The organism is Spirosoma spitsbergense DSM 19989, from assembly GCF_000374085.1.
Lineage (GTDB): Bacteria > Bacteroidota > Bacteroidia > Cytophagales > Spirosomataceae > Spirosoma > Spirosoma spitsbergense.
On the sequence record NZ_KB893545.1, the window covers coordinates 1 to 22,001 of the forward strand.

The window sequence follows — 22,001 nt, forward strand, 5'->3', positions numbered from 1 at the left end:
GGTTTGGTTGATAGCCAGACTCCATTGAGCCAATGAGGAGTCAGCCAGTTTCAAGAGGGCAATGATCAGCAGGGCCATAAAGCGGATACGCCGTTTATCACATTGAAAATGATCTTTGATGGCATCGTAGACAGCATCTTCGTTACTTTGCATAGGGAGTAGTTGGAGGGGTTTACGTTTAGCGACACAAAACTACCTCAACATCAGCTACTCCCTACTTTTGTCCTGTACTTAGGACTGGGTTATAAAAGCCCGGGACAAGTTGAAGGGGCGTATTACAAAGAAATTGAGATGGTCGTGTACTGACAGACCCGACCATCTCAATTAATCATCCGATAGTTGTATAACTATTTCTGAAGTAATTAGTAGTCTCTTGTTTTTTGATTTGGCTTCTGAAACTATCTGCAACACTTTTTCTATTTCCTTTTTTAATTCGGGAAGTCTTTTTTGAGCAGTTTCATCTTGCTTTCCATACCGTTCCTGGGAACTAAAATTTTTCAATCGGTGAAAATTGATTTTGGAAGAGAAAATACTCATTAAAATCTCCCTGGCTTCTTCTTTTGAGAAATTGCCTTCGATTAAGTTTAATTTTTCAATTTTATTCATCTTTTTTCTTGTTTTGAGGTGATTGATTGGGAGAGACGCAAGCTTTGGTAAAGCAGGTGATTTTTTTGCGGTCACACTGTTGGGCGTAGGCAAAGGCGTACTGCACAATTTTTTCGCATCCCAGTCGGCTGATCAGTTTTAGATACTGGATTACTTCGTTAGTTTGCTGGTGTTCCATGCCGGCATACAGGTCTTCTTCGTTCTCACGGATGATGACCACATCCATGCCGGGATGTTTGGTTTTAACAAACGGATGCAGGCTCATGCAGGGCCGGATATCGACGTAAAGCCCCGGCATTTTCCGAATCGTGACGTTGAGGCTTTTGTAGCCGCCCCTGCGGGGTGGTAATGGGTGCTTCGAGAAATACCCTGTTACGCCGGATTACGTCCCAGGATTCAGTAGAAATACCGGACATATTTCCGGCTAGATAGACCTGCTCACCCACCTCAATCTCATCCAGCTCGATCTGAGCGTCGGCGGCCAGCAAAATGGCGAGGGTCGCGTTCATGATCTCGGGTCCGGTTCCATCGCCCTTCGCTACGGTTATTCGTGTCATTGACTTGATTGGTGAAAGATGTGCCGCAAAGGTGTGAGGAGATATTTATAAGTGAAAATTTATATATTTGATGAATAGCATAAAGATTTTTTATGAACTACACCCTGCACCAATTACACGTCTTTTTAAAAATCTCACAAACCCTGAGTATCACCCGGGCGGCCGAAGAACTCCATCTAACGCAACCTGCGGTATCGATTCAGTTAAAAAACTTTCAGGAGCAATTTGACATCCCTCTGACTGAGGTTATTAGCCGACGGATTCACCTGACCGATTTTGGGCGCGAGATTGCATGGGCGGCCCAAAAAGTACTCAACGAAGTTCAAGCAATCAATGATAAAACGCTGGCTTACAAAGGGCTTTTGTACGGAAAGTTAACCCTATCTGTTGTCTCGACGGGGAAGTACGTGATACCCTACTTTTTGTCGGGTTTTATGCAGAAGCACGATGGCATTGAACTGTCTGTGGATGTGACAAACCGGCAAAAGGTGGTTGATAGTCTGGCCAACAACGAGGTCGATTTTGCGCTGGTGTCTATTTTGCCGCAGCAGCTCGCTGTACATCATCTGGTGCTGATGCCCAACAAACTCTACCTAGTGGGGGCTTATTTAGATAAAACGGCCCGGGGGAATAACAGCCCGGCTTTGCTGGAAAAACTCCCGCTTATTTACCGCGAAGCAGGTTCCGGCACCCGGTCTATGATGGAAAAGTTTATTACAGATGGCAATCTTGTCGTGCAAAAGCGGCTGGAACTGACGTCAAACGAAGCGGTTAAACAGGCACTGCTGGCTGGCCTGGGGTACTCCATCATGCCGTTGATTGGGCTAAAAAGTGAGTTGATAAATAATGATTTACACATTATTCCCGTACCTGGTTTGCCTTTACAAACGTCCTGGATGCTCATCTGGCATAAAGACAAGCAATTCTCTCCCGTGGCTCAGGCGTATTTAACGTACCTCAAGGAGAATAAAACGACAATAATTCAGCAAAGCTTTGGTTGGTATGAGGACTTTTGATTTACCGGCAGAATGTCTTGTCCCCCTATTAGTTGGACAAATTTGTCAAAATAACTGGATCGCCCTTTAAGTTTGGGGCTGGCAAGCTATCAATTCCAGTGATTTTTTCGGTACAATAAGCATAAGCAGTTAATAACTGGTTAGTTGGGGAAACTTACCACGTAGATTCAAGTTTGAAATGCAACAATTGGCGTTGAGAGGATTGATTTAATGTGTTCGTTGGGGGTGGAATAGTTCAATCGCTCCGGCGACCCGGTTCTTGCAGGGTCGGTCACTAAGGCACTCTTGGTAACTTTTTACCTCTTGTGCCGACATCTGCGGAAAGTCTATCTTTTTGGGCACGTATTGACGGATCAGTTTATTATTGTGCTCGTTGGCCCCCCACTCCCAGGCATGGTAGGGGTGAGCAAAATAAAAGCTGACGTTAAGAGACTTGGCTACCTGCGCATACTTTCTTTCAGGCAGGAAATAATCGTACGAGCCGATTTATCGTCTACTCGTTTCATTAACAGGTAATTACCGCTACGCTCAGTGAGCGTAACCAAGACATTTCTATGGTTGGGACCAATGACCGTATCCAGCCGCGCGGGCGGCCCCGAGTTTGGCGATTGCTGCAAACATAGCCATTTAAACGGAGCCAGGGAGGGGGTAACTCCTTGATGGTTTTCTGTGAAAAGTGCAAAATATAGCAACAAAATCATCTGTTGCATTTCGTTTTAGAATCTAAGGACACTACTATTGTTCTGGCTTGATTAGGACAGTCGATTCGGTCGACAAGACCAAACGACGAATTATGTACCTTTCGGAAGAACTACCCAAAGTATGAAAATAGTCGTTTTACCCCAGGCTTTTTTATGCTCTCCCCTTTCCTATTCCTAATAGCCAGCATGGTCGCTCTGCCGGGGCGAATCAAAGGAGAAACCCCTGTGGGCGTAGTGTCAGCTATCGACGTACGCCCACAGGGGTTTCTCAGGGCTGACCGGCTTTCGGAACAACTACCGGCATTGAATCTTCCCAGGCGCTGTCGGTCAGTTGCCGTTTGTCGGAACCGTCGGCGTTCATACTAAAGATGGCACCGTAGGGCTGAAAGGTGTTATCGTACAGAGCGGCTTCGTCTTTGAATCCGTAGATGCCGCTGCTCCACATCAGGTGCTTGCTATCGGCAGTCCAGTAGGCATGGGCATCGTTGGCCGGGGTAGTGGTGAGCTGGCGCAGATTGGTACCATCGGGCCGGATTGTAAATATATCGAAGTTGTTATCGTCGTGTTTGCGGGTAAAGGAAATCAGTGATCCATCGGGTGACCAGAACGGCAGGTTGTCGTACTCAGTCGTGAGTACCTGCACCAACTTGTCGTTGAGATTAAGAATTCGTAGGCCCGAATCTTTTTCGCCCCAAACCCGGTACACAATCCGCTGCCCATCGGGTGACCAACTGGGGAAGCCTGAGTTGGGCAGACCATCGGTCAGGTCCTGCGGGTTGCTGCCGTCGCGGTTCACCATCATCACTTTAGCCCCGTTCGTCTTGCGCGATTGCAGGTAACCCCCGAAGCCAAAGGCAATCCGCTGTCCATCCGGCGACCAGGCGGGCGCAAACGCAACGCTGGATCGGGTGGCCGTGTAGACTTTTTGTTTGTTCGAGCCATCGGCATCCATAATCGAAATAGACGAGTCGAAGTCTTTGTCCGTAACTACCAGTTTACCGTCTTTGGCAAAGTTGGGAAACACGTCAGTATAGCGGTAATCGTAGTGGGTATCCCAGCTGTAGAGGGGTTGGTTCTGCTGGCGGTGGGTAAAGTCGACTTTTTCATAAACTACGTGGCTTCCGTCGGGCGACCAGGCGGGTGATCGCATGGCTCCCGGAAGGGTGGCTTTGCCGTTGGTGTAAGCGATACCCGCGTTGGGACCGCCTTTGGCGAGGTACCCGATGGTTTCGGCGGTAACGAACTGGGGCATGAGCTTCAGACCCGGCCCCGCTGTGTGCTCGGTACGCTGCCCCGTGGCCAGGTCAACGGATACAATCTGCGAGGTGGCTTTGGGAGCCAGGTTTGGCCGACGGGCCGCCCAGGTGTCTTCAACGGGCAGTTCATAAAAGACCACGCGCTTGCCGTCTGGCGACCATTTGGGTGATCCGGAACAGATACCCGCCTGCGATAGCTTACGGAGACCGGTACCGTCGGGGTGAACTACATAAATGCCAAGCTCCTGCACGTGTTCCCAACCAGCCCCATTGCCGTGGCCTAACCATTGGGTATTTCGGTCGGAGGCAAACGCAATCCATTTTCCATCGGGCGACCACGAGGGGCGGAAAAACCCGTTGGGCTTGGTTGAGTCGCCCTGAATAGCGGGTAGTGCTGTTAGCTTCGTGACCTTTTTGGATTTAATGTCGAGTAGCCAGATGTTGGCCGTGTGCATCTCGCGGGTGGAGACAAACGTCACCTTGCTGCCGTCGGGTGAGAGGGCCGCCTGATCATCGAGGGCCGGGCTGTCGGTGAGCCGTTCGAGCGCGGTGCCATCGGGATGAACGCGGTAAATGTCGGCTTGTCCCAGCCCATTGCGTTCGGAGGTAAACACAATCCACTGGCCATTGCCCGAGTACGAAGCATGGTAGTCCAGCCCACTCGTAGCCAGTAGCTTGCGTTCGTTACTGCCATCAGCATTGGCCATGTATAGTTCGGAAGCTGAGGGGCCAATCCGGTTCATGAGCAAAACAGGCTTCTCGCCAACCGGGGGCGTTGTTGGTTGGGCAATGGCAGCGGCCCGCAGTAGTAAGCCTATCAGTAGTGCACAGGTATTTTTCAGGATAGTCATGTTGTGTTTGCTTTGGTTCGTTTTATAGGAAACAAATTTCTGACTACCTGGCCGTACCTGAAAAAAGACCGGACTGAATGCCGGATTTGGCGGGTCAGACGGGCTCGTTGACTGTTTGGACCAGCGGATGCCGGGCAAGAAAATCAGCGAAGCGGCCATTATCGTCGATGCGTCGGGGGTGAAGAAGTATGAAGCTGAAGTGGGCAGTAAAGCTGTGATGTTCGATGCCAATGGTGTAAACCATTGAAGTAGGTTAAGCCGTTAAAAGTGGGTTGGAATTATCGTTCCTGCCCACTTTGTTCTATAAATCAAGTGATTTTTTCGGTACAATAAGCATAAGCAGCTAATAACTGGTTAGTTGGGGAAACTTACCAAGTCAATTTGGAGAGTTGAGTGATTATGAATGAAAAAAGGTGGCTAACTGCTGGTTGACCTCTTGCTGGTCAAACTCCTGAGCATCATAAACCTCACCAATCCACTCCAGCATTTCCGTTCGCTCAGGGTCTCGTCAGTCATTCAGGATACGCAACATTTCATGAAATCCAGGAATACCACCACCGTATACTACGGATTGTAGTTGACAGGTATTAAAATTGACAATGCCGTTCCAGTTCGCTTTAGAATCTAAGAAAACCATTCATTACCCTTTTGTTGGACGAAAATAGTCGGTTTAGGTAGGAGGGGAGCGGGCACGGTAATAAACATTAATGTCACATTAGGAAAACGCTACACAACATCCACCAGAAGCGTGCCGGTGAGGGTGTTTTGAGCTATTCCCTGCCTATATGAAGCTGACAAGTACTGTCCGTCGACAATCATTGAGATCAATAGTAGGCGGGCATTGAGACAGAAACTACGGTATCCCGCTTTAATGGTTACAACTTGTTTTAAACTTTTACCTTCACTCTAGAAAAAACATAGAACGTTTCGGTGGCAATCTGCTTACAACGTTCGTCGTATTTGGCGGTTTCTTCGGGTTTGCCATCAAACGCTTTTGGGTCATCGTAAGGCGTCGCTACCCGTGCCGCAGCGCCCCGGACAATGGGACAGGCCTGGTCCGCTTGGGAACACGTCATGACCGCACAGAAATCGCGCTGGGGATTGGTGATATCGTCGTACTTCTTGGAGAAGGCTTTGATGGGTTCGGTATCTGGTGCATACTTTACCTCATATAGTGCATTGGGACCTTCCGATACTTTCTTAGTATCAAACCCGGCCCTGACACAGGCTGCTACCGCCCGTTCGTTGAAGGCGCTCACTTCCGTCCCACCCGAAAAGGTTTTAACGTTGGGAATGCCATAATAAGCGGCAGCCGTGGCCGCCCATATCTGCCCAAAGTGGCTACGCCGGGAATTGTGGGTACAGATGTAGGTAAGCTGCACGGGTTCGCCAGCGCTTACTTTCTGTTGAATAAATCCGGCGATTTTATCCAACTGCGCCTTGCGGTCATCCGGGATCTTGGAAAAATCAGGTTTAAGGGCGTTGATGTACGTGACTAAAGTATCGTTCAAAACGCCTTTTTTGATTGGGTCATTACCCTGACCGATGGTCGTTGCCATAAGAAGGAGGAAGAGAGCTATGTTGAAAAACCGCATAATAGAGCCGCGTTCGGGAAGAGGGTCGGGTAGAATGTTCAATTATCATCGTAAATATACGATTAAATGTCGATCTGATTAATACTCCCTCAAATAATCGTATATTTACGATATACAATTAACTAGATGGCCACCAATAAGAAAGAAGCATTCGATACGGCCGAAGTCTCCTTAGCTGACTTCGCCAAAGCCCTCGCCCACCCGGCCCGCGTTGCCATTCTAAAAATCCTGGCTGAACGTACCACCTGCGTCTGCGGGGAATTAGTCGACGTACTGCCTCTGGCACAGGCAACGGTATCCCAGCACTTAAAAGAACTCAAGAAAGCGGGTCTCGTCAAGGGAGAAATCGACGGAGCCAAGTCCTGCTACTGCATAAACTGGGAGGTATTCGAGGGAATGGTCGGGGAGTTCAATTACCTCTTCGCCGGCCTTAAACGCCCATCCGAATCAACCGAATGCTGCTAAGCATCAGTCACTGTTCCAATAGCTGCTCACTGATCATCTCCGATTTATGCGCTTTGCCTTTATCAGCGACATTCACGCTAACCTACCTGCTCAACCGCACGTAACGATGATCCGGGTAGGCTATGATGTTGAAAGGGCGGTACGGGCCATCGAGGAAAGCCCGCTGCCCGATGAATTGGCTGATCGGCTCCGGAGAGCTTACTAATCCTGATAGTCATGAACCAACCTTCAAGTAAAGAAGTAGACATTGTCGTCATCGGCGGGGGACAGAGTGGCCTGGCGTTGGGCTATTTCCTGCGCCGGACAGGGCGTTCCTTCGTTATTTTAGATGCCGGTGCGCAGCCGGGGGGAGCCTGGAATCAAGGCTGGGATTCACTGAGGCTCTTCTCCCCGGCCGAAGCCTCGTCCCTGCCTGGCTGGCCGATGCCCCAACCCTCAGGCACTTATGATACCGGGGAGTTTCCCTCACGGCAACAAGTGGTCGATTACCTGGCCGCGTATGAGGCCCGCTACAAATTACCCATTGAGCGACCGGTGCGGGTTGAGCGGGTCAGGGCCACCCAAAACGGCTACGAAATTGAAACGGATCGGGGGACCTGGCAGACGAAAGCCGTAGTCAGCACCACTGGAACGGCCACCCACCCATTCGTTCCGCCCTATCCTGGCCTGACCGACTACACCGGTTTACAGCTTCACTCGGCCCGGTACCGGTCGCCGGATGGGTTAGCGGGCCAACGGGTGTTGATCGTCGGCGGGGGTAATTCAGGGGCTCAGATTCTGGCTGAAGTCTCGCGGGTTGCCCAAACCGTCTGGGTGACGCTCACCGAACCAATGTTCCTGCCCGATGCCGTTGACGGGCGGGTGTTATTCAGCCGGGCGACGGAGCGGTATAAGACGTTGCAGACCGGCGAAATCCCAACACCTGCGGGTAATTTGGGCGATATCGTGATGGTACCCAGCGTGCGGGAAGCCCGGAGCCGGGGCGTACTGCACGCCGTTCGTCCATTCGTGGGCTTTACCCAAACCAGCGTTCAGTGGGCCGATGGCCGAAGCGAAGCCTTTGATACTATTATCTGGTGTACGGGTTTCCGACCGGCGACGGACTATTTACGACCGCTGGGCATCGTAGACGCGGACGGACGAATCGCCACCGAAGGCACGAGAGCCACCCAATTGCAGGGGCTGTGGCTGGTCGGCTACGGAGCCTGGACGGGCTTTGCCTCGGCTACGCTAATCGGCGTTGGCCGGTCGGCCCGCGCAACGGCCGACGAAATCAACACTTATCTCCAACAACTTACCCCAGCTTTTACAGCTCATAACTAACTCGTTATGCTCAGTACTCCGACGCTTTCACAAAAACCCCGGCTCTCATTTTTAGACCGGTTTCTAACCTTATGGATTTTTCTGGCAATGGCCGTAGGCGTTGCCATCGGCTACCTATTACCCCAAACGGAGGGGTTTATCAACCAATTTAACATTGGCACCACCAATGTGCCGTTGGCCATTGGGTTGATCCTGATGATGTATCCGCCCTTAGCCAAAGTCCGCTTCGCCGAACTACCCAGGGTGTTCAACAATCCCAAAATTCTGGGTCTATCCCTGCTTCAGAACTGGGTAATTGGTCCACTGCTCATGTTTGGACTGGCGGTCCTTTTCCTGCCCGATAAGCCCGAATACATGACGGGGCTGATTATGATTGGTATTGCCCGCTGCATTGCGATGGTCATTGTCTGGAATGATCTGGCCGGTGGAGACCGCTTGTATGCGGCCGGGCTGGTTGCCTTCAATAGCGTTTTCCAGGTGCTGTTTTACTCGGTCTATGCTTACGTATTCATCACCATTCTGCCGCCCCTATTCGGTTTACAGGGCTATACGGTCAACATCACTATTGGGGAGGTAGCTCAAAGTGTATTTATCTACTTAGGTCTTCCATTTCTGGCCGGTATTCTGTCCCGCGTTGTATTGACCCGGCTAAAGTCGGTGGACTGGTACGAAAAAACATTTCTGCCGACTGTCAGCCCGATGACGCTAATCGCGCTTTTGTTCACTATCGTGGTCATGTTCAGTCTGAAAGGCCGGTTGATCGTGTCGATCCCATTCGATGTGCTCCGCATTGCCCTGCCCCTGACGGTATATTTCGTCATCATGTTCTTCTCGGCTTTCTACTTAGCCAAACGGGCCGGCACTAACTACGCCAAATCGACCTCGCTAGCCTTCACGGCAGCGGGCAATAACTTCGAACTGGGCATTGCCGTGGCCATTGCCGTATTTGGCATCAACTCCGGGGCCGCTTTTGCCGCCGTCGTGGGGCCGCTCATCGAAGTGCCCGTCCTGATTCTGATGGTCAACTTCGCGCTTAAACAAAGAAATACATTCAAACCGTAGGCTACTGACTGAGTTGGACAGATAGTCAAATTTATCTGGTGATTGATATCGCACAGCAAATGGCACAGAGAAGCCATGTCCAGAATTAATAGACGTGGCTTCTCTATGTTTGGGTTTTATTAGTGCACCCGGTTGGAGTCAGAGTGGACCGCCACCCCAGGGCCGAAGACAGGAAGTGAACTTGGGTATTATTCCCATCCTGACAAGTCACGACCACAATCGGACGGTTAACTGAACGAATTTTGGGTAGGGGTGGGGTACCCTTTCGATAAATCCGTTTTACTACCTGTCAAGCCTAATCCGTAGCATACGACAAACAGTCCACGGTTACCTTACGACTCCCATTTTACGTATTTCTGCCAGTTATGTTGTTCTTTAAATCCCAGAACTTCACGGATTTTTCGATTTGAAAACAAGGCTTCATGCTCTTCCAGTTCGCGACTAATTGGCACCGTAGGGAAGAACGTTTCAGCCAGTTCTTTGCTGGGAATAATGGCACCGTTTTGATCGTTTCCAGCATTGAAAACCTGATAACCAAGGCTGTCTTTTTTCAAACATAAATCCACAATCTGTCCCAGGTCACGCGCATCAATATAACAGAAGGCATTCCTGCGTCGCACTTCAGGATGTTTAAAATAATGCGGAAATAGTTCAGCGTATTCGTGAGGCTCAATCACATTTCCGATACGAAGGGCATAAATGTCAACCCCTGACCGTCGCTGGAAGCTGCGTGCCGTTTTTTCATTGACAACCTTCGATAATCCGTAGCTATCCATTGGATCAACGTCATAATCCTCTTCCAGAGGCAACGATTTAGGGTTGGTTTGGCCATCTGAAAAACAGATGCCATAAGTAGTCTCTGACGAAGCAATAATAATCTTTCTAATGCCCAGTTTAACAGCCGCTTCAATCACATTGTAGGTACCCATGGTGTTGATCCGAAACGTTTCATTATCCGGTTTGATTAAGATCCTGGGCACGGCAGCGAAATGGACTACAGCATCAAATTTTGGTACGCCATTACCTGGCTCTAATTCATCTAACCCGGCATACGAACTCATGGCATTAAAAATTTGTCCGGAATCCGTAATATCAGCTATCAGATTATCCACCCCTGGGTGATCCAAAGGCTTCAGGTCTACATTCATCACTTTATGTCCCTGGTCGAGCAGGTAGGGAATTACGTGCTTTCCTGCTTTTCCCGATCCCCCTGTAAAAAATATTCGCTTTTTGGTCATGTATTTTCCTATTTAATAGAGCTAATGTGGGTTGATTATGAGGTAGTTAAGCTTCTGATGTCTGCGCAGATGCCTGATAGCCTGTCTAACTGGCCAGTTACTTTAAGCCGGTTTCGATGTACTAATGTACGATAACGTTTCATACTTGCCAGCGTATGTTCAACGACTACCCGATCACTGTTGATTACCTTATTACTGGCCTTTTACTCAATACGTAGTTCATGGCTTTGCCCCTTCTTGACTCGCTTCCGCTTATGGCCCATCACCACCTGGTCACACGCATAATCATCAAAAAAGTCCTGAAAGCCAGGGGTCAGGTATACCCCGCACTGGGCAAATCAGGCCTGAGCTGGGGCAAACTCTTCTTAGACCAGTGAATAGTCATGTTGATGACCCTCGTAAGACCGGCTAACATAAAGACTTGCCGCTTCGGGTTTGCGCGGTAGTGTGGCGGAGTGGAAAATAGGACAAAAAATATACCCAGCCTTTGCTTAACCCATAGAAATCGGTGCGGCTTATTTCTGAAGACCTTAACAAGACACGTAAAAAGCACAAGTCCCCTGCTCCTGGTGTCATGGGTATTCAATCGTATGCGCACAATCATTCGATTCCAGGACAAGTTGACCCGTGGTCGCCAATGCTCGGTTTGGGGCTATTCACTACCGCTTACCGGCTACTCTTCTCAGGGGTAAACAGGTTCATATTCCACTCTCCATACCAGTGAAGCTCCATTTTACCATCCGGGGTGATGGTAATGGGCAGAAACACGTACTGCGAATCCGGATGACCGCCCCCGTTCCACCGGTCACCCATGTAGAGGTAAGCGTTTTTGTAGCCCGGAATTTTGAAAATATAGCAGGGCTGAGAATTGAACGAGTTGTTGCCGGCATCCCCAACAAACGGACTGCCATGGCTCGTGTAAGGCCCCATAATGGTAGAGGCCGTGTAGTACGTAGCCGGGTTGGGCGTCCAGCCGCTGCATCCGCTGGTGAGCAGGTAATACACACCATTTTGCTTTAGAATACCGGGGCCTTCGCAGTGGGCTTCTATATCGGTGTCCCGGACAGTGGTGCTGAGGTAATCGCCCGACAGTTCCACCATTCGAATGGTGCGGTTGACATGATCGGCCGCGTAGCCAATGTACGCTTTTTGCGTTTCGGGGTCCAGGTACATACCAATATCCCGCGATTCGTGTCCGTTGGGCCGGTAATGGTGTTGAACCACGAAGGGGCCGGTGGGTTTGTCGCTGATGGCAATGCCCAGTTCTGCAATGGTATAGCGGTTGCCATCGTAATGAAACCACATCACATACTGATGCTTCGCGGCATCATAAATCACTTTGGGTCGTTCAAACGTCTCAATCGTCCCTTTCGTCAGGACTACCCCTTCATTCTTCCAGTTGTACAGGTCTTTTGACGAATAACACGACGCCCCTCTGGGTATGCCCCGGTGTTCACCGTACCAGTAAAACGTTTTCAGAGAATCAACGTAAATGATATTGCCCCCATGACAGTCGATGGGAAGGCCATCATCTGCGAGCCACACGGCACCGGGCTTAAATGAGGTGTACTGCGTTGGCGTCTGAGCAGAAGCTGGTAACCCGAGTGCACAGACATACCAGCCAACCAGCAGAAGTTTAATAAGCAGCCGCCCGGTAAAACAGACAATTCTCGGTTTCATTTCAGTAGAAGGTGATTGCATGAAATGCTAAGTTAGCCATCTTTGAAAGACGGATGTAGCCGAATTGTTTTTTGAGATTGATGAATCCCCGCCAGGAGAGAAAAAATTTTCATCAACTAAGCGATATTTTGATGATTGTGTTATGGGGTAGTTGGTTGATTATGAGGGGTTTGGGGAAGTGTGCGATTGAGCTTGTGACAAACAGGATGTACTGCGTGAGTTTCTGGAATTACCCTGTGGTATCGTATGTGTTTGGCTTGAGTATCGAACTATCAGGAGCCTCCAAAGGAGAGTTTATCGGCGAGGCTGTCCGAATGACAGCAGATATTTCGGGGGCATCAGCGTTACAACTAAACGGGCGTGGAACGGCACTGTCGGCGGATTTGTCAGGCGTGTCGAGTTTGCAGGCCTTCCCCTATTCCGTTGGTGAGGCTACGGTTGATGCATCAGGGGCCAGCAAAGCGAGTGTCAACGTAAGCAATGTACTGGTGGTCGATGCCAGCGGGGCCAGTGCCATTCGCTACCGGGGGACACCTACTGTACGGCAGCGCGTGACCGGCTCCAGCACCGTGCAAAACGAATGAGCTTTTTTTACGACCGCGGGGGAACCTGTGCTGCCCACCCATTTTGCCTTTCGATGTCACCCACCTGCAGAACGTAGTGGTTATCAATACAGTCGCCCTTATCTCCTCGAGCGGGCTTGCAGAATCGTACAGCGTATGGTTGAGCTGTGATGAGCAAAACCTCAAAACAGTGGTCATTTTGGCCACTAACTGAGCCACTCCTGTGAGCAAGTCAGATCGCCCCTTAGTCAAACCTGCGATTTATGTTACGACCTACAGAGAAGGGATTTTTGAACGAATTTTGAGTGAGAGAGGTGTATCATTGGTTTAATAACCGTCAATACGAATCGGCAGTATACAGGCAAGTAATTTAGCCACTATATACCTGTCGCCGTTGACTGAACCTGGTTTGGTCAACGGCGACAGGCTGTTTCTACCTTCATGGCTGCGGCAATGATCCAGCCTGATAAACCGATGGAAGCATTCAACACGAAGAGTTGATGGTTCCCTTCCTGTACTGATCGAACGTATTGCTCGGGTATATCCTGGTCTGTAATGATAGCTTCCGTCAGGGAATTTCCATCGTAGCCTTTAACGGAAGACAATACATTTTGAACGCCAAAGGAGCAAAGTTCCCACCAGTCAACTCCCTGAAAAGCAATCCGACAGGTTGTCTCCAAAGGAAGTTTACCCGTTAACAGCAGTTCTTTGTCTTCCTGCCTGTGTTCAATACCTGTTATTTCAGCCTCTTGTATAGAAATGTCTTCCATGAGCTAGTAACTGAAGTTAGGGTGCTTGTGTAAATGTCTCTCTAAATTTACTCAATAACTGTATGCTACTGATGGTGTTCTACTTTTGCCTTCGCGGGTGTGATACCGGAAAAAGTACTCGCCGACAGGAGAAACGTACTGTAGCAGGTAATCGAATTCGTCCCCTTTTAAACTGGTCGGGGCGAGCAGTCGGCACTCGCTGGCTTTTAGATGGTCACACTGTAGCGTAAGCAAAATTACAAACTTGTGCGTGCACCTGTTCCCCCCTTTACCGCTTCTTTTAGTCCAAACCTTACCAGACGGTGATCCTTTCTTTCTCGGGTTTATACATTTTATCCCCCGGTTGCACCGTAAATGCTTTGTAAAAAGGCGTGAAGTTCATCAGTGGTCCGTTCACCCGCCACTTAGCTGGTGAGTGTGGATTGGTGTTTACATATATACCCATAAACGCATCCCTGGTTTTTACGCGCCAGATTCTGGCTATGGAGATAAAGAACCGCTGATCGGGCGTGAAGCCATCCAGTTTCGTCGTGCTTTTTCCCTGCTCGGTCAACTTGAAGGCATCATATGCAATGGCCACCCCAGCAATGTCGGCGGTGTTTTCTCCCACGGTCAAGGCCCCTTTAACGTGCACGGAATCCAGTACGGTAAACCGGTTGTATTGGTCAATTACCTGCTGGGTTCTGGCTTTGAATTTCGCATAGTCCGCTTTAGTCCACCAGTTTGTTACATTGCCATCTTTATCGTACTGTGCCCCCTGATCGTCGAACGAGTGCGTTATTTCGTGACCAATCACCATCCCGATACCGCCATAGTTAAGCGCATCATCGGCATACACATCAAAATAAGGAGCTTGTAAGATGCCAGCCGGGAAAACAATTTCATTGAGTGGAGGATTGTTATAGGCCGTTACCGTTGGTGGAGTCGTATGCCATTCCGTTCGGTCGACAGGCTGTCCCACTTTTGCCAGGCTGTAGAGATACTCATTTTTTGTAGTCGACAATCGGTTTTCAAAATAATCATCTCTTTTTACGGCTACCTTCGAGTAATCTCTCCATTTATCCGGGTAACCGATTTTCTGGTTGAAGGCATACAGTTTTTCTTTCGCCTTCGTCTTGGTGGAATCGCTCATCCAGTCCAGCTTGTTGATGCGGGCTTCAAAGGCTTTTTTGAGGTTGTCGACCAGGACGGCTATGCGCTTCCTGGCATCCTCCGGAAAGTATTTTTTTACGTATATCTGGGCCAGTGCATCGCCAAGCGAACCATCGACTGCCTGCGTCATTTCTTCGGCCCGTGTTTTCTTAACGGCCTGTCCGGTCAGAATTTTTGAGTACGCAAAAGACGCATCGACAAAGGGTTGGCTTAAGAAATTAGCATAGTTGGTCAAGGCATGCGCTTTCAAATAGACTTTCCAATCGTTGATGGGAATGGCTGTTAATAGGGTATTCAGCTTGTCGTAGTAAGCCGGTTGTGCTATGTTGACGGAGTCGGCTTTTACGCCTAAGTTGTTCAACAACGTTGTCCAGCTTAAAGCAGGCTGTTTTTGTGCCAGTTCCGTAACCGCCATTTTATTGAAGTTCGCCTTTACATCCCGGCGTTCAATATTCGTCCGATGGGCAGTGGCTAATTGGTTTTCAACAGCATAGGCAACGGCTGCGTTTTGGCCGGCAGTCAATGCCTCAGTCCCTGTCAATTCAAATAAGCGGGTGAGGTAGTTTTGATACGCTTTTTGAATAGCGCGGGTTGACGAATCGGTCCTGACATAATAATCCCGTTCCGGCAGGCCAATTCCGGTTTGAGAAAACTGGGCGATGTTGATCGTACTTTGTTCATTATCGGGACCAACATAAAAGCTAATGATGGACCTGTTACCTACTTTTTGTTCTTCAGCTACCAGGGTCAATAAGGAAGGAACATCGGTCAGCGCATCGATGCGGGCAAGCAGGGCCTTAATGGGTTCATAACTACGTTTATTGATAGCGGTAGTATCCATGCCTGACGCATAGAAATCGCCCACCTTTTGTTCGATGCTTCCCGCCGGATTCTGGCGTGTAGAAATACTATCCAGAATTCCCTGCAACCGTATGCGTTGCGGGTAGTTCATAAAGGAATACGCTCCTACGCCGGTTTGACTGGCCGGTATTCGGGCGGTATCGTTCCAAATGCCATTGGCATACGAAAAAAAATCATCACCCGGTTTTTTGGAAGGGTCTATCCCCGTTATGACTACGCGTTTGGTAGTCGGAACTGAAACGCGCTGACAAGCTCCTGCCAACAATAGGGCTAGCGCCAAATAGAATAATCTTTTCATAGTTTGTAATGTAGGTTGCAACTACCGGGGCAGGCCACTACTGTGGTGCGACCAGATATGCGGCTCATCGCGTCAGTTTATGAGCCTCGCAAGTTAGACCATGATACCTGGTATCGCAACCGGAAACAAAGGGTTTAATTGCCAGGGCCAGTTGCCGTTTTGTCGTTCGGAGGTTTTCTGAACGATTTTTAATACGACCCGTCCTGAATGCTTACAGTTGAATTGATACAACACAGCCTCAGGACCAAACAGGTCTGAGGCTGTGTTGTATTCATGATTTAAACTTCTGTCCTCCTGCCTTTTACTCGACAAAAGAACCGCCTGACTTAGTGTTTGATAATCCTGACACTCTGGCGCTGGGTGGTCGTGCTGACATTCAGGATGTAGGCACCCCCACTTTTCCCAATCAGAACCTGGAACCGGTCCATTCCCTTCGACAAGACATCCTGGATAAGACTGACAGCATACCCCTTCTCATCAATCACCCGCAAGGTAACTGGCTGTCCCTGTTCGCCCTGTACTTCCACCCAGACACGGTCTTCCCGGACGGGATTGCCCAGCACCACTACCTTCAGGGGCACTTCGGGACTGACGCCCAGCCGGGCGCCCGGACTGCAGGCCGCCAGCCAGCCGTAGCTGAAACTGGTACTGACCCCGCTCTGCACCGCCCGCAAACTGATGACTGGATTGTCCGTGTACAGGTCCAGACTGTAAGGACCCGGACTCGTCGTCGGCAACAGTTCATTGACCACCGAGAAACTTACCGGACTGCCGTCCAGACCCGCGTAGCGGGGCGTGAAACTCACCCGGCGCTGCCCCGCCGAGAGCACCTGACAACTCACGGTCGTCACCCCCGTAATGCTGAAGGGGCCACTGGGCGGAGGAGTAGTACCCGCCGGACTCACCGTCAGGGTGAAACTGGTACTGGCCGAGAGACTACCCGGATCGGTGGCCGTCACCGTTACGCTGCTCACTCCCGACAGGGAAGGCGTACCCGAGATGGTCGAAGGAGGGCTGAAACTGAGCCCCGCGGGCAGACCCGTCACCGAGAGCGTCAACTGGTTAGGCGTTTCGGCATCGGTGAACACATTCGCTAAAGACAGCGTGTAGCCCACACCCACCGTAGCCGACTGGGGCGACACCGGATTGGCCACCGTGGGGGGCGTGTTGGCCGTTGTACTGCTGCACACCGCCAGCCAGTTATAGGCAAAGCTGCTGCTGACGCCACTTTGCATAGCCCGAAGCGTGATGACCGGGTTATCGGTGTACAGATTCAATGCATAAGGACCCGGACTCGTGGTAGGAGCCAGTTCGTTGACCACCGAGAAGCTCACCGGTGCCCCGTTCAGCCCCGCATACTGCGGATTGAAGGTCAGTCGGCGCTGCCCCGCCGAGAGCACTTCGCAACTGATGGTCTGCACGCTGGTGATGCTGAAGGTACCCGTTGGTGGGGGGGGCGTACCGGCCGCCGGACTCACCGTGATGGTGAAGCTGGTACTGGCACTCATACTCCCCGGATCAGTCGCCGTCACCGTCACCGTGGAGACACCCGACATTGAGGGCGTACCCGAGATGGTCGAGGGGGCCACAAAGTTCAGCCCCGCGGGCAGACCCGTCACCGACAGCACCAGGCCGTTGGGCGTCTCGGCATCGGTGAACACATTCGCTAAAGACAGCGTGTAGGCGATGCCCACCGTAGCCGACTGGGGTGGCACCGGATTCGCTACCGTGGGAGGAGTATTGGCCGTCGAGGAGCTACAGGCTGAGAGCCAGTTGTAGGCAAAGCTCGTGGCAGCTCCACTTTGCAGGGCCCGCAGCGTGATGACCGGATTATCGGTGTACAGGTTCAGCGTGTAGGGACCCGGATTGGTGGTAGGGGCCAGTTCGTTCACCACCGAGAAGCTCACCGGACTGCCATCCAGCCCGGCGTAGCGGGGATTGAAGCTCACCTGGCGCTGGCCCGCCGAAAGCACCTGGCAACTCACCGTCGTCACCCCCGTGATGCTGAAGATAGGCGTTGGTGGAACCGGATTGACGGTAATGGTGAAGCTGGTGCTGGCCGACAGGCTGCCCGGGTCGGTCGCCGTCACCGTCACACTGCTTACTCCCGACATCGAAGGCGTACCCGAAATAACGCGACTATTAGGATCGAAACTAAACCCATTGGCCGGACTTATGCTGGCCGTGTAGGTCAGGCTGTTGGGCGTGTCGGCGTCGGTAAAGGCGTTGACCGTGTAGGCGAAGGGCACGCCCACGGTGGCCGTCTGGTTGGCATTGGCCGTAGCCACCGGTGCCGAGTTGACGGTGCTGACGGTCACGCTGGTGGAACTGCTGCAACCGCTGGCGTTGGTGACGGTCACCGAGTAGGTGCCCGCCGTGACGGAAATGCTGGGGGTTGTTTCTCCGGTGGACCAGGTCTGGGAGGTTCCCCCCGACGCGGTGAGCGTGGTCGAGCCACCGCTGGTAACGGTCGTGTTGCCGCTGATGGTGGCTGTGGGCAGGGCCGTACTGGAACTGACGCTGGTGCTGGCCACGCCCGAACAACCGTTGCCGGCGTTGGTAACGGTCACCGAGTAGGGACCGGCGGTGGTGACGGTGGCCTGATTACTTGACCCGATCTGGGTGGCTCCACTGCTAAAGACATAACTCAGTCCACCGGGACTGGCCGTCAGGGTGACCGAAGTGACTGCGCAGGTGAGCGTGCCGCTGCTGACCAGGCTGGCCGAGGGTGTGGAAGCATCCTGGCTGATGGTGATGGCGGTGGTACTGGAGCACCCGGTGGTCGTGTTGGTGACCGTGACGGAGTAGACCCCCGCTGCGTTGACCACGGCTGTGTTACCGCTCTGGCTCACTACGCCCGGACCGCTGAAGGCGTAGGTATTACCCCCGCCCGCGGTCAGTGTCAGACTGCTCTGGGCGCAGGTCAGGGTGGTAGACGGACTGGCCGATAGGGTCGGTGTGGGCGCGCTGGCATTGCTGCTGATGGTGATGGCGGTGGTACTGGAGCAGCCGTTAGTCGTACTGGTCACGGTGACGGAGTAGACCCCCGCTGCGTTGACCACGGCCGTGTTGCCGCTCTGGCTCACTACCCCCGGACCACTGAAGGCGTAGGTGTTACCCCCGCCCGCGGTCAGCGTCAGGCTGCTCTGGGCGCAGCTTAACGTGGCAGACGGACTGGCTGAGATAGTGGGTGTGGGTGCTGTGTTGTTCTGACTAATGGCAATACTCGTGGTACTGCTACAGCCGCTGGCATTGGTAACGGTCACCGAGTAGGTGCCACTGGCGTTGACCACGGCCGTGTTGCCGCTCTGACTCACCACGGCCGGCCCGCTGAAGGAGTAGGTGCTACCCCCGCCCGCAGTCAGCGTCAGGCTGCTCTGGGCACAGGTTAGGGTGGTAGACGGACTGGCCGACAGGGTAGCCGTGGGTGAGGTACAGTCGCCATAGATCTTGACATCGTCAATGGCTACGCCGGCAAAATTAATCGAGGTGTCCGTGATGAGCCTTACCTTGAACCGGATGATTTTGCCTTTGAAGGCCGAAATATCAGCAAAATAGATGCTCCAGCCCGATGACATTGGCACGTTAACAGTGGGACTGCCCACGCCCGCAGTTTGGGTAGCACCCAGCCAGTAGTAGACGGGCTGGGTGAGGCCACTGCCGCCCACTTCTTCTACCGTAATCTCAAGGCGGTCGAATGTGGCACTTTCCAGCTGGTATTTCATGGCCCAGCTTAGCGTAACGACATTGGCCGTTACACCCGTCAGGTTGATATCGCCGGACTCTAAAACCTGATTGGAACTAAGATCATACGTGCCGGTCAGGTTTGTTTTCCAGCAGTTTACGCCACTGTTGGCCGTGGTAAAGGACGCCACCGGATTGGTCGTGGTGGTGGCCGGGGTGTTTGGCGTTCCCCTGGCCCAACTGTCGGCTGTACCCGAGTGGGTAAATCCACCGTCTCCGCTTTCAAAATCCTGACTGTAAATGGTAGTGGCGCTGGCCAGGGTGGCGGGGGTGGTATCTTCCAGCACCTCGAGTGCCCAGGAGGTGAGCGTGCCACCCGATGCATTGGTCAGATCATCATAAAGGGTCAACGTCCAGGTACCGTTGGTTTTCATGCCCTTCAGCTGGTCGAGTTTTGAGTTCAGTTCGGGTTGTAAGCCCATCGGCTTCACCACCGAAAAAGCGAACGGGATAGCATTGTAATCACTGAGCCGCAGATCCATCTGGGTTTGCCCGCCCGTTGCCGTAGCACCAATATCGGTAAACAGCGCAATTTGATTGCCCTCCGGCGTCGTGAGTATGGCGTCTACATCGGCCATCAGGGTATGGTCAAGCGTGATGCGTACGGCCAGGTCTTTAATTCGTTTCGTATCCGGAATGGTTATGGTTGAATTGACACTACCGGTAGCCGGGCCAATGGTTTTGGGTACATCCGCCGAGGTATAGGTGGTATAGCCTGTAGCGGCTGCGAGTTTGGAGACCGACAGGTTATAGGTAGCCGTTGGTCCCCCGGTTGCAGGGGTAGCTGAATCGACGAACAGGTAATAGGTGCCCGTCTCTTTAACGGTAAAAAAGAAGGCTTCCGACAGGGGATCGGTGGGACTGGCGGTACTGGCATCATCGACGACCAGAATTTGATTCGCGGCATCGCCAAACAGGGCAAATCCCAGCCGACCGTTCCAGGTAACCCCATCCCGCTCGGGATCCAGATCCAGGCTTAAAAAAACGGTTTCACCAGCCGTCAGGCTGATGGAAAACCAGTCCTGCTCGGTACCTATGGCCGGGTCTCTCGACCCGCTGATCCAGCCACTTGCCGGGGTATCGTTGGCAGTACCGGCCCCATCGTTGCCTTCTACTTCGGGCGTGGGGCTGCCACCCTGCACTTTCAGGTACAGGTCATACGGCCGCAGGGTATTCGTTGCCGAGAAGTTGTTCACCTGCAGGTAGTACGTACCCGTTGTGGGAATAACGGCCCCGGCAATTGACGACGAAGTCGTCCCCAAAGAGCCATTATCTTCATCAAACTCGATGACAGTTGTGCCATCGGAGCCGATCAGCCTCAACTGACTATCGGTAGAACTACCCGCACTAAATGTCGTCATGGTGGCCGCATAAATACGGTCTCCGGCCGTAGCGTTGAACGAATAAAAATCAACATCGGCATTGGGGTATATATTACCCCGGACCTTTACGGAGGTACTCCCCAAAGGCGTGGCAGTGGCTGCCGTATTGTTGGAACTGTTGATGTTTTCTTCCATGAACACCATCAGCCCGGTTGTTGACAGGGCATTGGTCGTAACGGGTTTGGAGGGGCCGCCAACACCGGGCCGCAAGCCATCAGGAAGCGTCAGTACGTGTACATCCGTGTTATCAACAGGGATGGGTTCTCCTTTGGTGGGAGCAGGCTCTTTTTGCCCAAAAGTCGTCTGGACAAGTAAGAAAAAGAGAAGGGCTGTAAATACTTTTTTCATGAGCACGGGGATTGGAATAATAGAAACTGGTTAAAACACGTGGTAATAGCCATTGGTAAATCAATCGGAGAGATTGGTTTATTAACTGTACAAGGAAAGTTAAATTTTCTTTAATAAAAATTACTTTTTATTAAACGGTAGCCATCGAATCAATCCCCTGTACTGGCTGGACTGAAAACCCCGGTTCATCCCCTGGACTGGCCTGGCTGAAAGGCATTTACCTGAGTCTGAACAGACCGAAATAGGTTGCCTGCCGGGCATCAGGCTAATAATAAGCGGCTCGCTAAGTATAGCCGGAGAGGTGGCTGGGTAGCTTCAATCGGTCCCGGGTGCCTCGGAAGAAACCAGGTTCTCATACGGAATCAGGATCGAAATGGCTGGAAGTTGATACACAATTGCCCTGACCGGCCAGAAACTCCCGGACAAACCACCCCATCCGGATACCCAGACCCTGCTTAAGTGATACGGACGACTAATTGAAAAGTGGGTGCCAAGCCAGTACCGAACTATTTTAGGTCTATTCGGATCGCCCA

15 protein-coding genes and 1 pseudogene are annotated in these 22,001 nt (G+C 51.7%); 7 read left to right on the top strand and 9 right to left on the bottom strand.

Features of this window, described 5'->3' with window-relative positions:
- Positions 1 to 324 precede the first annotated feature (324 nt).
- Positions 325 to 606 carry a hypothetical protein gene (locus B157_RS0115225; RefSeq protein ID WP_020604161.1) on the bottom strand — a complete coding sequence of 94 codons (282 nt, stop codon included), beginning with the start codon at positions 604 to 606 and terminating at the stop codon, positions 325 to 327.
- Positions 599 to 1,163, bottom strand: a pseudogene (locus B157_RS35450) (isocitrate/isopropylmalate family dehydrogenase). Before B157_RS35450 ends, B157_RS0115225 begins: the two are co-directional and overlap by 8 nt.
- Positions 1,164 to 1,255: 92 nt before the next feature.
- On the opposite strand from B157_RS35450, the gene B157_RS0115240 reads away from it, so the two are divergent.
- Positions 1,256 to 2,179: a LysR family transcriptional regulator gene (locus tag B157_RS0115240; protein ID WP_020604164.1), complete on the top strand. Its 924-nt coding sequence runs from the start codon at positions 1,256 to 1,258 to the stop codon at positions 2,177 to 2,179.
- 969 nt (positions 2,180 to 3,148) lie between these two features.
- Here B157_RS0115240 and B157_RS0115245 read toward each other — a convergent pair.
- Positions 3,149 to 4,987, bottom strand: a complete 1,839-nt coding sequence (locus B157_RS0115245; protein ID WP_020604165.1) for a PD40 domain-containing protein — start codon at positions 4,985 to 4,987, stop codon at positions 3,149 to 3,151.
- 115 nt (positions 4,988 to 5,102) lie between these two features.
- On the opposite strand from B157_RS0115245, the gene B157_RS40090 reads away from it, so the two are divergent.
- Entirely contained in the window at positions 5,103 to 5,234 is a 132-nt protein-coding gene (locus tag B157_RS40090; protein ID WP_281168469.1) for a hypothetical protein, read from the top strand.
- A gap of 640 nt (positions 5,235 to 5,874) precedes the next feature.
- Here B157_RS40090 and B157_RS0115255 read toward each other — a convergent pair.
- On the bottom strand, positions 5,875 to 6,546 hold the full coding sequence (locus tag B157_RS0115255; protein ID WP_041952129.1) for a low molecular weight phosphatase family protein: 672 nt from the start codon (positions 6,544 to 6,546) through the stop codon (positions 5,875 to 5,877).
- Between the two features lie 162 nt (positions 6,547 to 6,708).
- On the opposite strand from B157_RS0115255, the gene B157_RS0115260 reads away from it, so the two are divergent.
- The 4 genes from B157_RS0115260 to arsB are packed head-to-tail and all read left to right on the top strand — an operon-like array spanning position 6,709 to position 9,432.
- Positions 6,709 to 7,047, top strand: a complete 339-nt coding sequence (locus B157_RS0115260) for an ArsR/SmtB family transcription factor (RefSeq protein ID WP_020604168.1) — start codon at positions 6,709 to 6,711, stop codon at positions 7,045 to 7,047.
- Positions 7,048 to 7,093: 46 nt separating this feature from the next.
- On the top strand, positions 7,094 to 7,252 hold the full coding sequence (locus B157_RS39360; RefSeq protein WP_020604169.1) for a hypothetical protein: 159 nt from the start codon (positions 7,094 to 7,096) through the stop codon (positions 7,250 to 7,252).
- Positions 7,253 to 7,263: 11 nt separating this feature from the next.
- Positions 7,264 to 8,370, top strand: a complete 1,107-nt coding sequence (locus B157_RS0115270) for an ArsO family NAD(P)H-dependent flavin-containing monooxygenase (RefSeq protein WP_020604170.1) — start codon at positions 7,264 to 7,266, stop codon at positions 8,368 to 8,370.
- 6 nt (positions 8,371 to 8,376) lie between these two features.
- A complete protein-coding gene (gene arsB, locus B157_RS0115275) occupies positions 8,377 to 9,432 on the top strand; it encodes an ACR3 family arsenite efflux transporter (RefSeq protein WP_020604171.1) in 1,056 nt (351 codons plus the stop codon).
- Between the two features lie 332 nt (positions 9,433 to 9,764).
- On the opposite strand, the gene B157_RS0115280 is transcribed toward arsB, so the two are convergent.
- Complete coding sequence (locus B157_RS0115280) at positions 9,765 to 10,670, bottom strand: NAD-dependent epimerase/dehydratase family protein (protein WP_020604172.1); 906 nt, start codon at positions 10,668 to 10,670, stop codon at positions 9,765 to 9,767.
- A 666-nt stretch (positions 10,671 to 11,336) separates the two neighbouring features.
- On the bottom strand, positions 11,337 to 12,350 hold the full coding sequence (locus tag B157_RS0115290; protein ID WP_020604174.1) for a family 43 glycosylhydrolase: 1,014 nt from the start codon (positions 12,348 to 12,350) through the stop codon (positions 11,337 to 11,339).
- Between the two features lie 215 nt (positions 12,351 to 12,565).
- Here B157_RS0115290 and B157_RS35455 point away from each other — a divergent pair, with 215 nt between their 5' ends.
- On the top strand, positions 12,566 to 12,934 hold the full coding sequence (locus tag B157_RS35455) for a GIN domain-containing protein (protein ID WP_157618456.1): 369 nt from the start codon (positions 12,566 to 12,568) through the stop codon (positions 12,932 to 12,934).
- 392 nt (positions 12,935 to 13,326) lie between these two features.
- Here the strand turns inward: B157_RS35455 and B157_RS0115300 are convergent, their stop codons facing one another.
- The 3 genes from B157_RS0115300 to B157_RS0115310 all read right to left on the bottom strand — a co-directional run bounded on the left by B157_RS0115300 (position 13,327) and on the right by B157_RS0115310 (position 21,468).
- On the bottom strand, positions 13,327 to 13,683 hold the full coding sequence (locus B157_RS0115300; RefSeq protein ID WP_020604176.1) for a hypothetical protein: 357 nt from the start codon (positions 13,681 to 13,683) through the stop codon (positions 13,327 to 13,329).
- Positions 13,684 to 13,975: 292 nt separating this feature from the next.
- On the bottom strand, positions 13,976 to 15,994 hold the full coding sequence (locus B157_RS0115305) for a M13 family metallopeptidase (RefSeq protein ID WP_020604177.1): 2,019 nt from the start codon (positions 15,992 to 15,994) through the stop codon (positions 13,976 to 13,978).
- 326 nt (positions 15,995 to 16,320) lie between these two features.
- Positions 16,321 to 21,468 (bottom strand): beta strand repeat-containing protein, encoded by a 5,148-nt coding sequence (locus tag B157_RS0115310; protein ID WP_020604178.1) that lies wholly within the window; start codon positions 21,466 to 21,468, stop codon positions 16,321 to 16,323.
- Positions 21,469 to 22,001: the final 533 nt, after the last annotated feature.

Bases quoted from the DNA above. Each gene is read 5' to 3' on its own strand.
- B157_RS0115225 (WP_020604161.1), bottom strand. From the start codon at position 606: ATGAATAAAATTGAAAAATTAAACTTAATCGAAGGCAATTTCTCAAAA.
- B157_RS0115240 (WP_020604164.1), top strand. From the start codon at position 1,256: ATGAACTACACCCTGCACCAATTACACGTCTTTTTAAAAATCTCACAA.
- B157_RS0115245 (WP_020604165.1), bottom strand. From the start codon at position 4,987: ATGACTATCCTGAAAAATACCTGTGCACTACTGATAGGCTTACTACTG.
- B157_RS0115255 (WP_041952129.1), bottom strand. From the start codon at position 6,546: ATGGCAACGACCATCGGTCAGGGTAATGACCCAATCAAAAAAGGCGTT.
- B157_RS0115260 (WP_020604168.1), top strand. From the start codon at position 6,709: ATGGCCACCAATAAGAAAGAAGCATTCGATACGGCCGAAGTCTCCTTA.
- B157_RS39360 (WP_020604169.1), top strand. From the start codon at position 7,094: ATGCGCTTTGCCTTTATCAGCGACATTCACGCTAACCTACCTGCTCAA.
- B157_RS0115270 (WP_020604170.1), top strand. From the start codon at position 7,264: ATGAACCAACCTTCAAGTAAAGAAGTAGACATTGTCGTCATCGGCGGG.
- arsB (WP_020604171.1), top strand. From the start codon at position 8,377: ATGCTCAGTACTCCGACGCTTTCACAAAAACCCCGGCTCTCATTTTTA.
- B157_RS0115280 (WP_020604172.1), bottom strand. From the start codon at position 10,670: ATGACCAAAAAGCGAATATTTTTTACAGGGGGATCGGGAAAAGCAGGA.
- B157_RS0115290 (WP_020604174.1), bottom strand. From the start codon at position 12,350: ATGAAACCGAGAATTGTCTGTTTTACCGGGCGGCTGCTTATTAAACTT.
- B157_RS0115300 (WP_020604176.1), bottom strand. From the start codon at position 13,683: ATGGAAGACATTTCTATACAAGAGGCTGAAATAACAGGTATTGAACAC.
- B157_RS0115305 (WP_020604177.1), bottom strand. From the start codon at position 15,994: ATGAAAAGATTATTCTATTTGGCGCTAGCCCTATTGTTGGCAGGAGCT.
- B157_RS0115310 (WP_020604178.1), bottom strand. From the start codon at position 21,468: ATGAAAAAAGTATTTACAGCCCTTCTCTTTTTCTTACTTGTCCAGACG.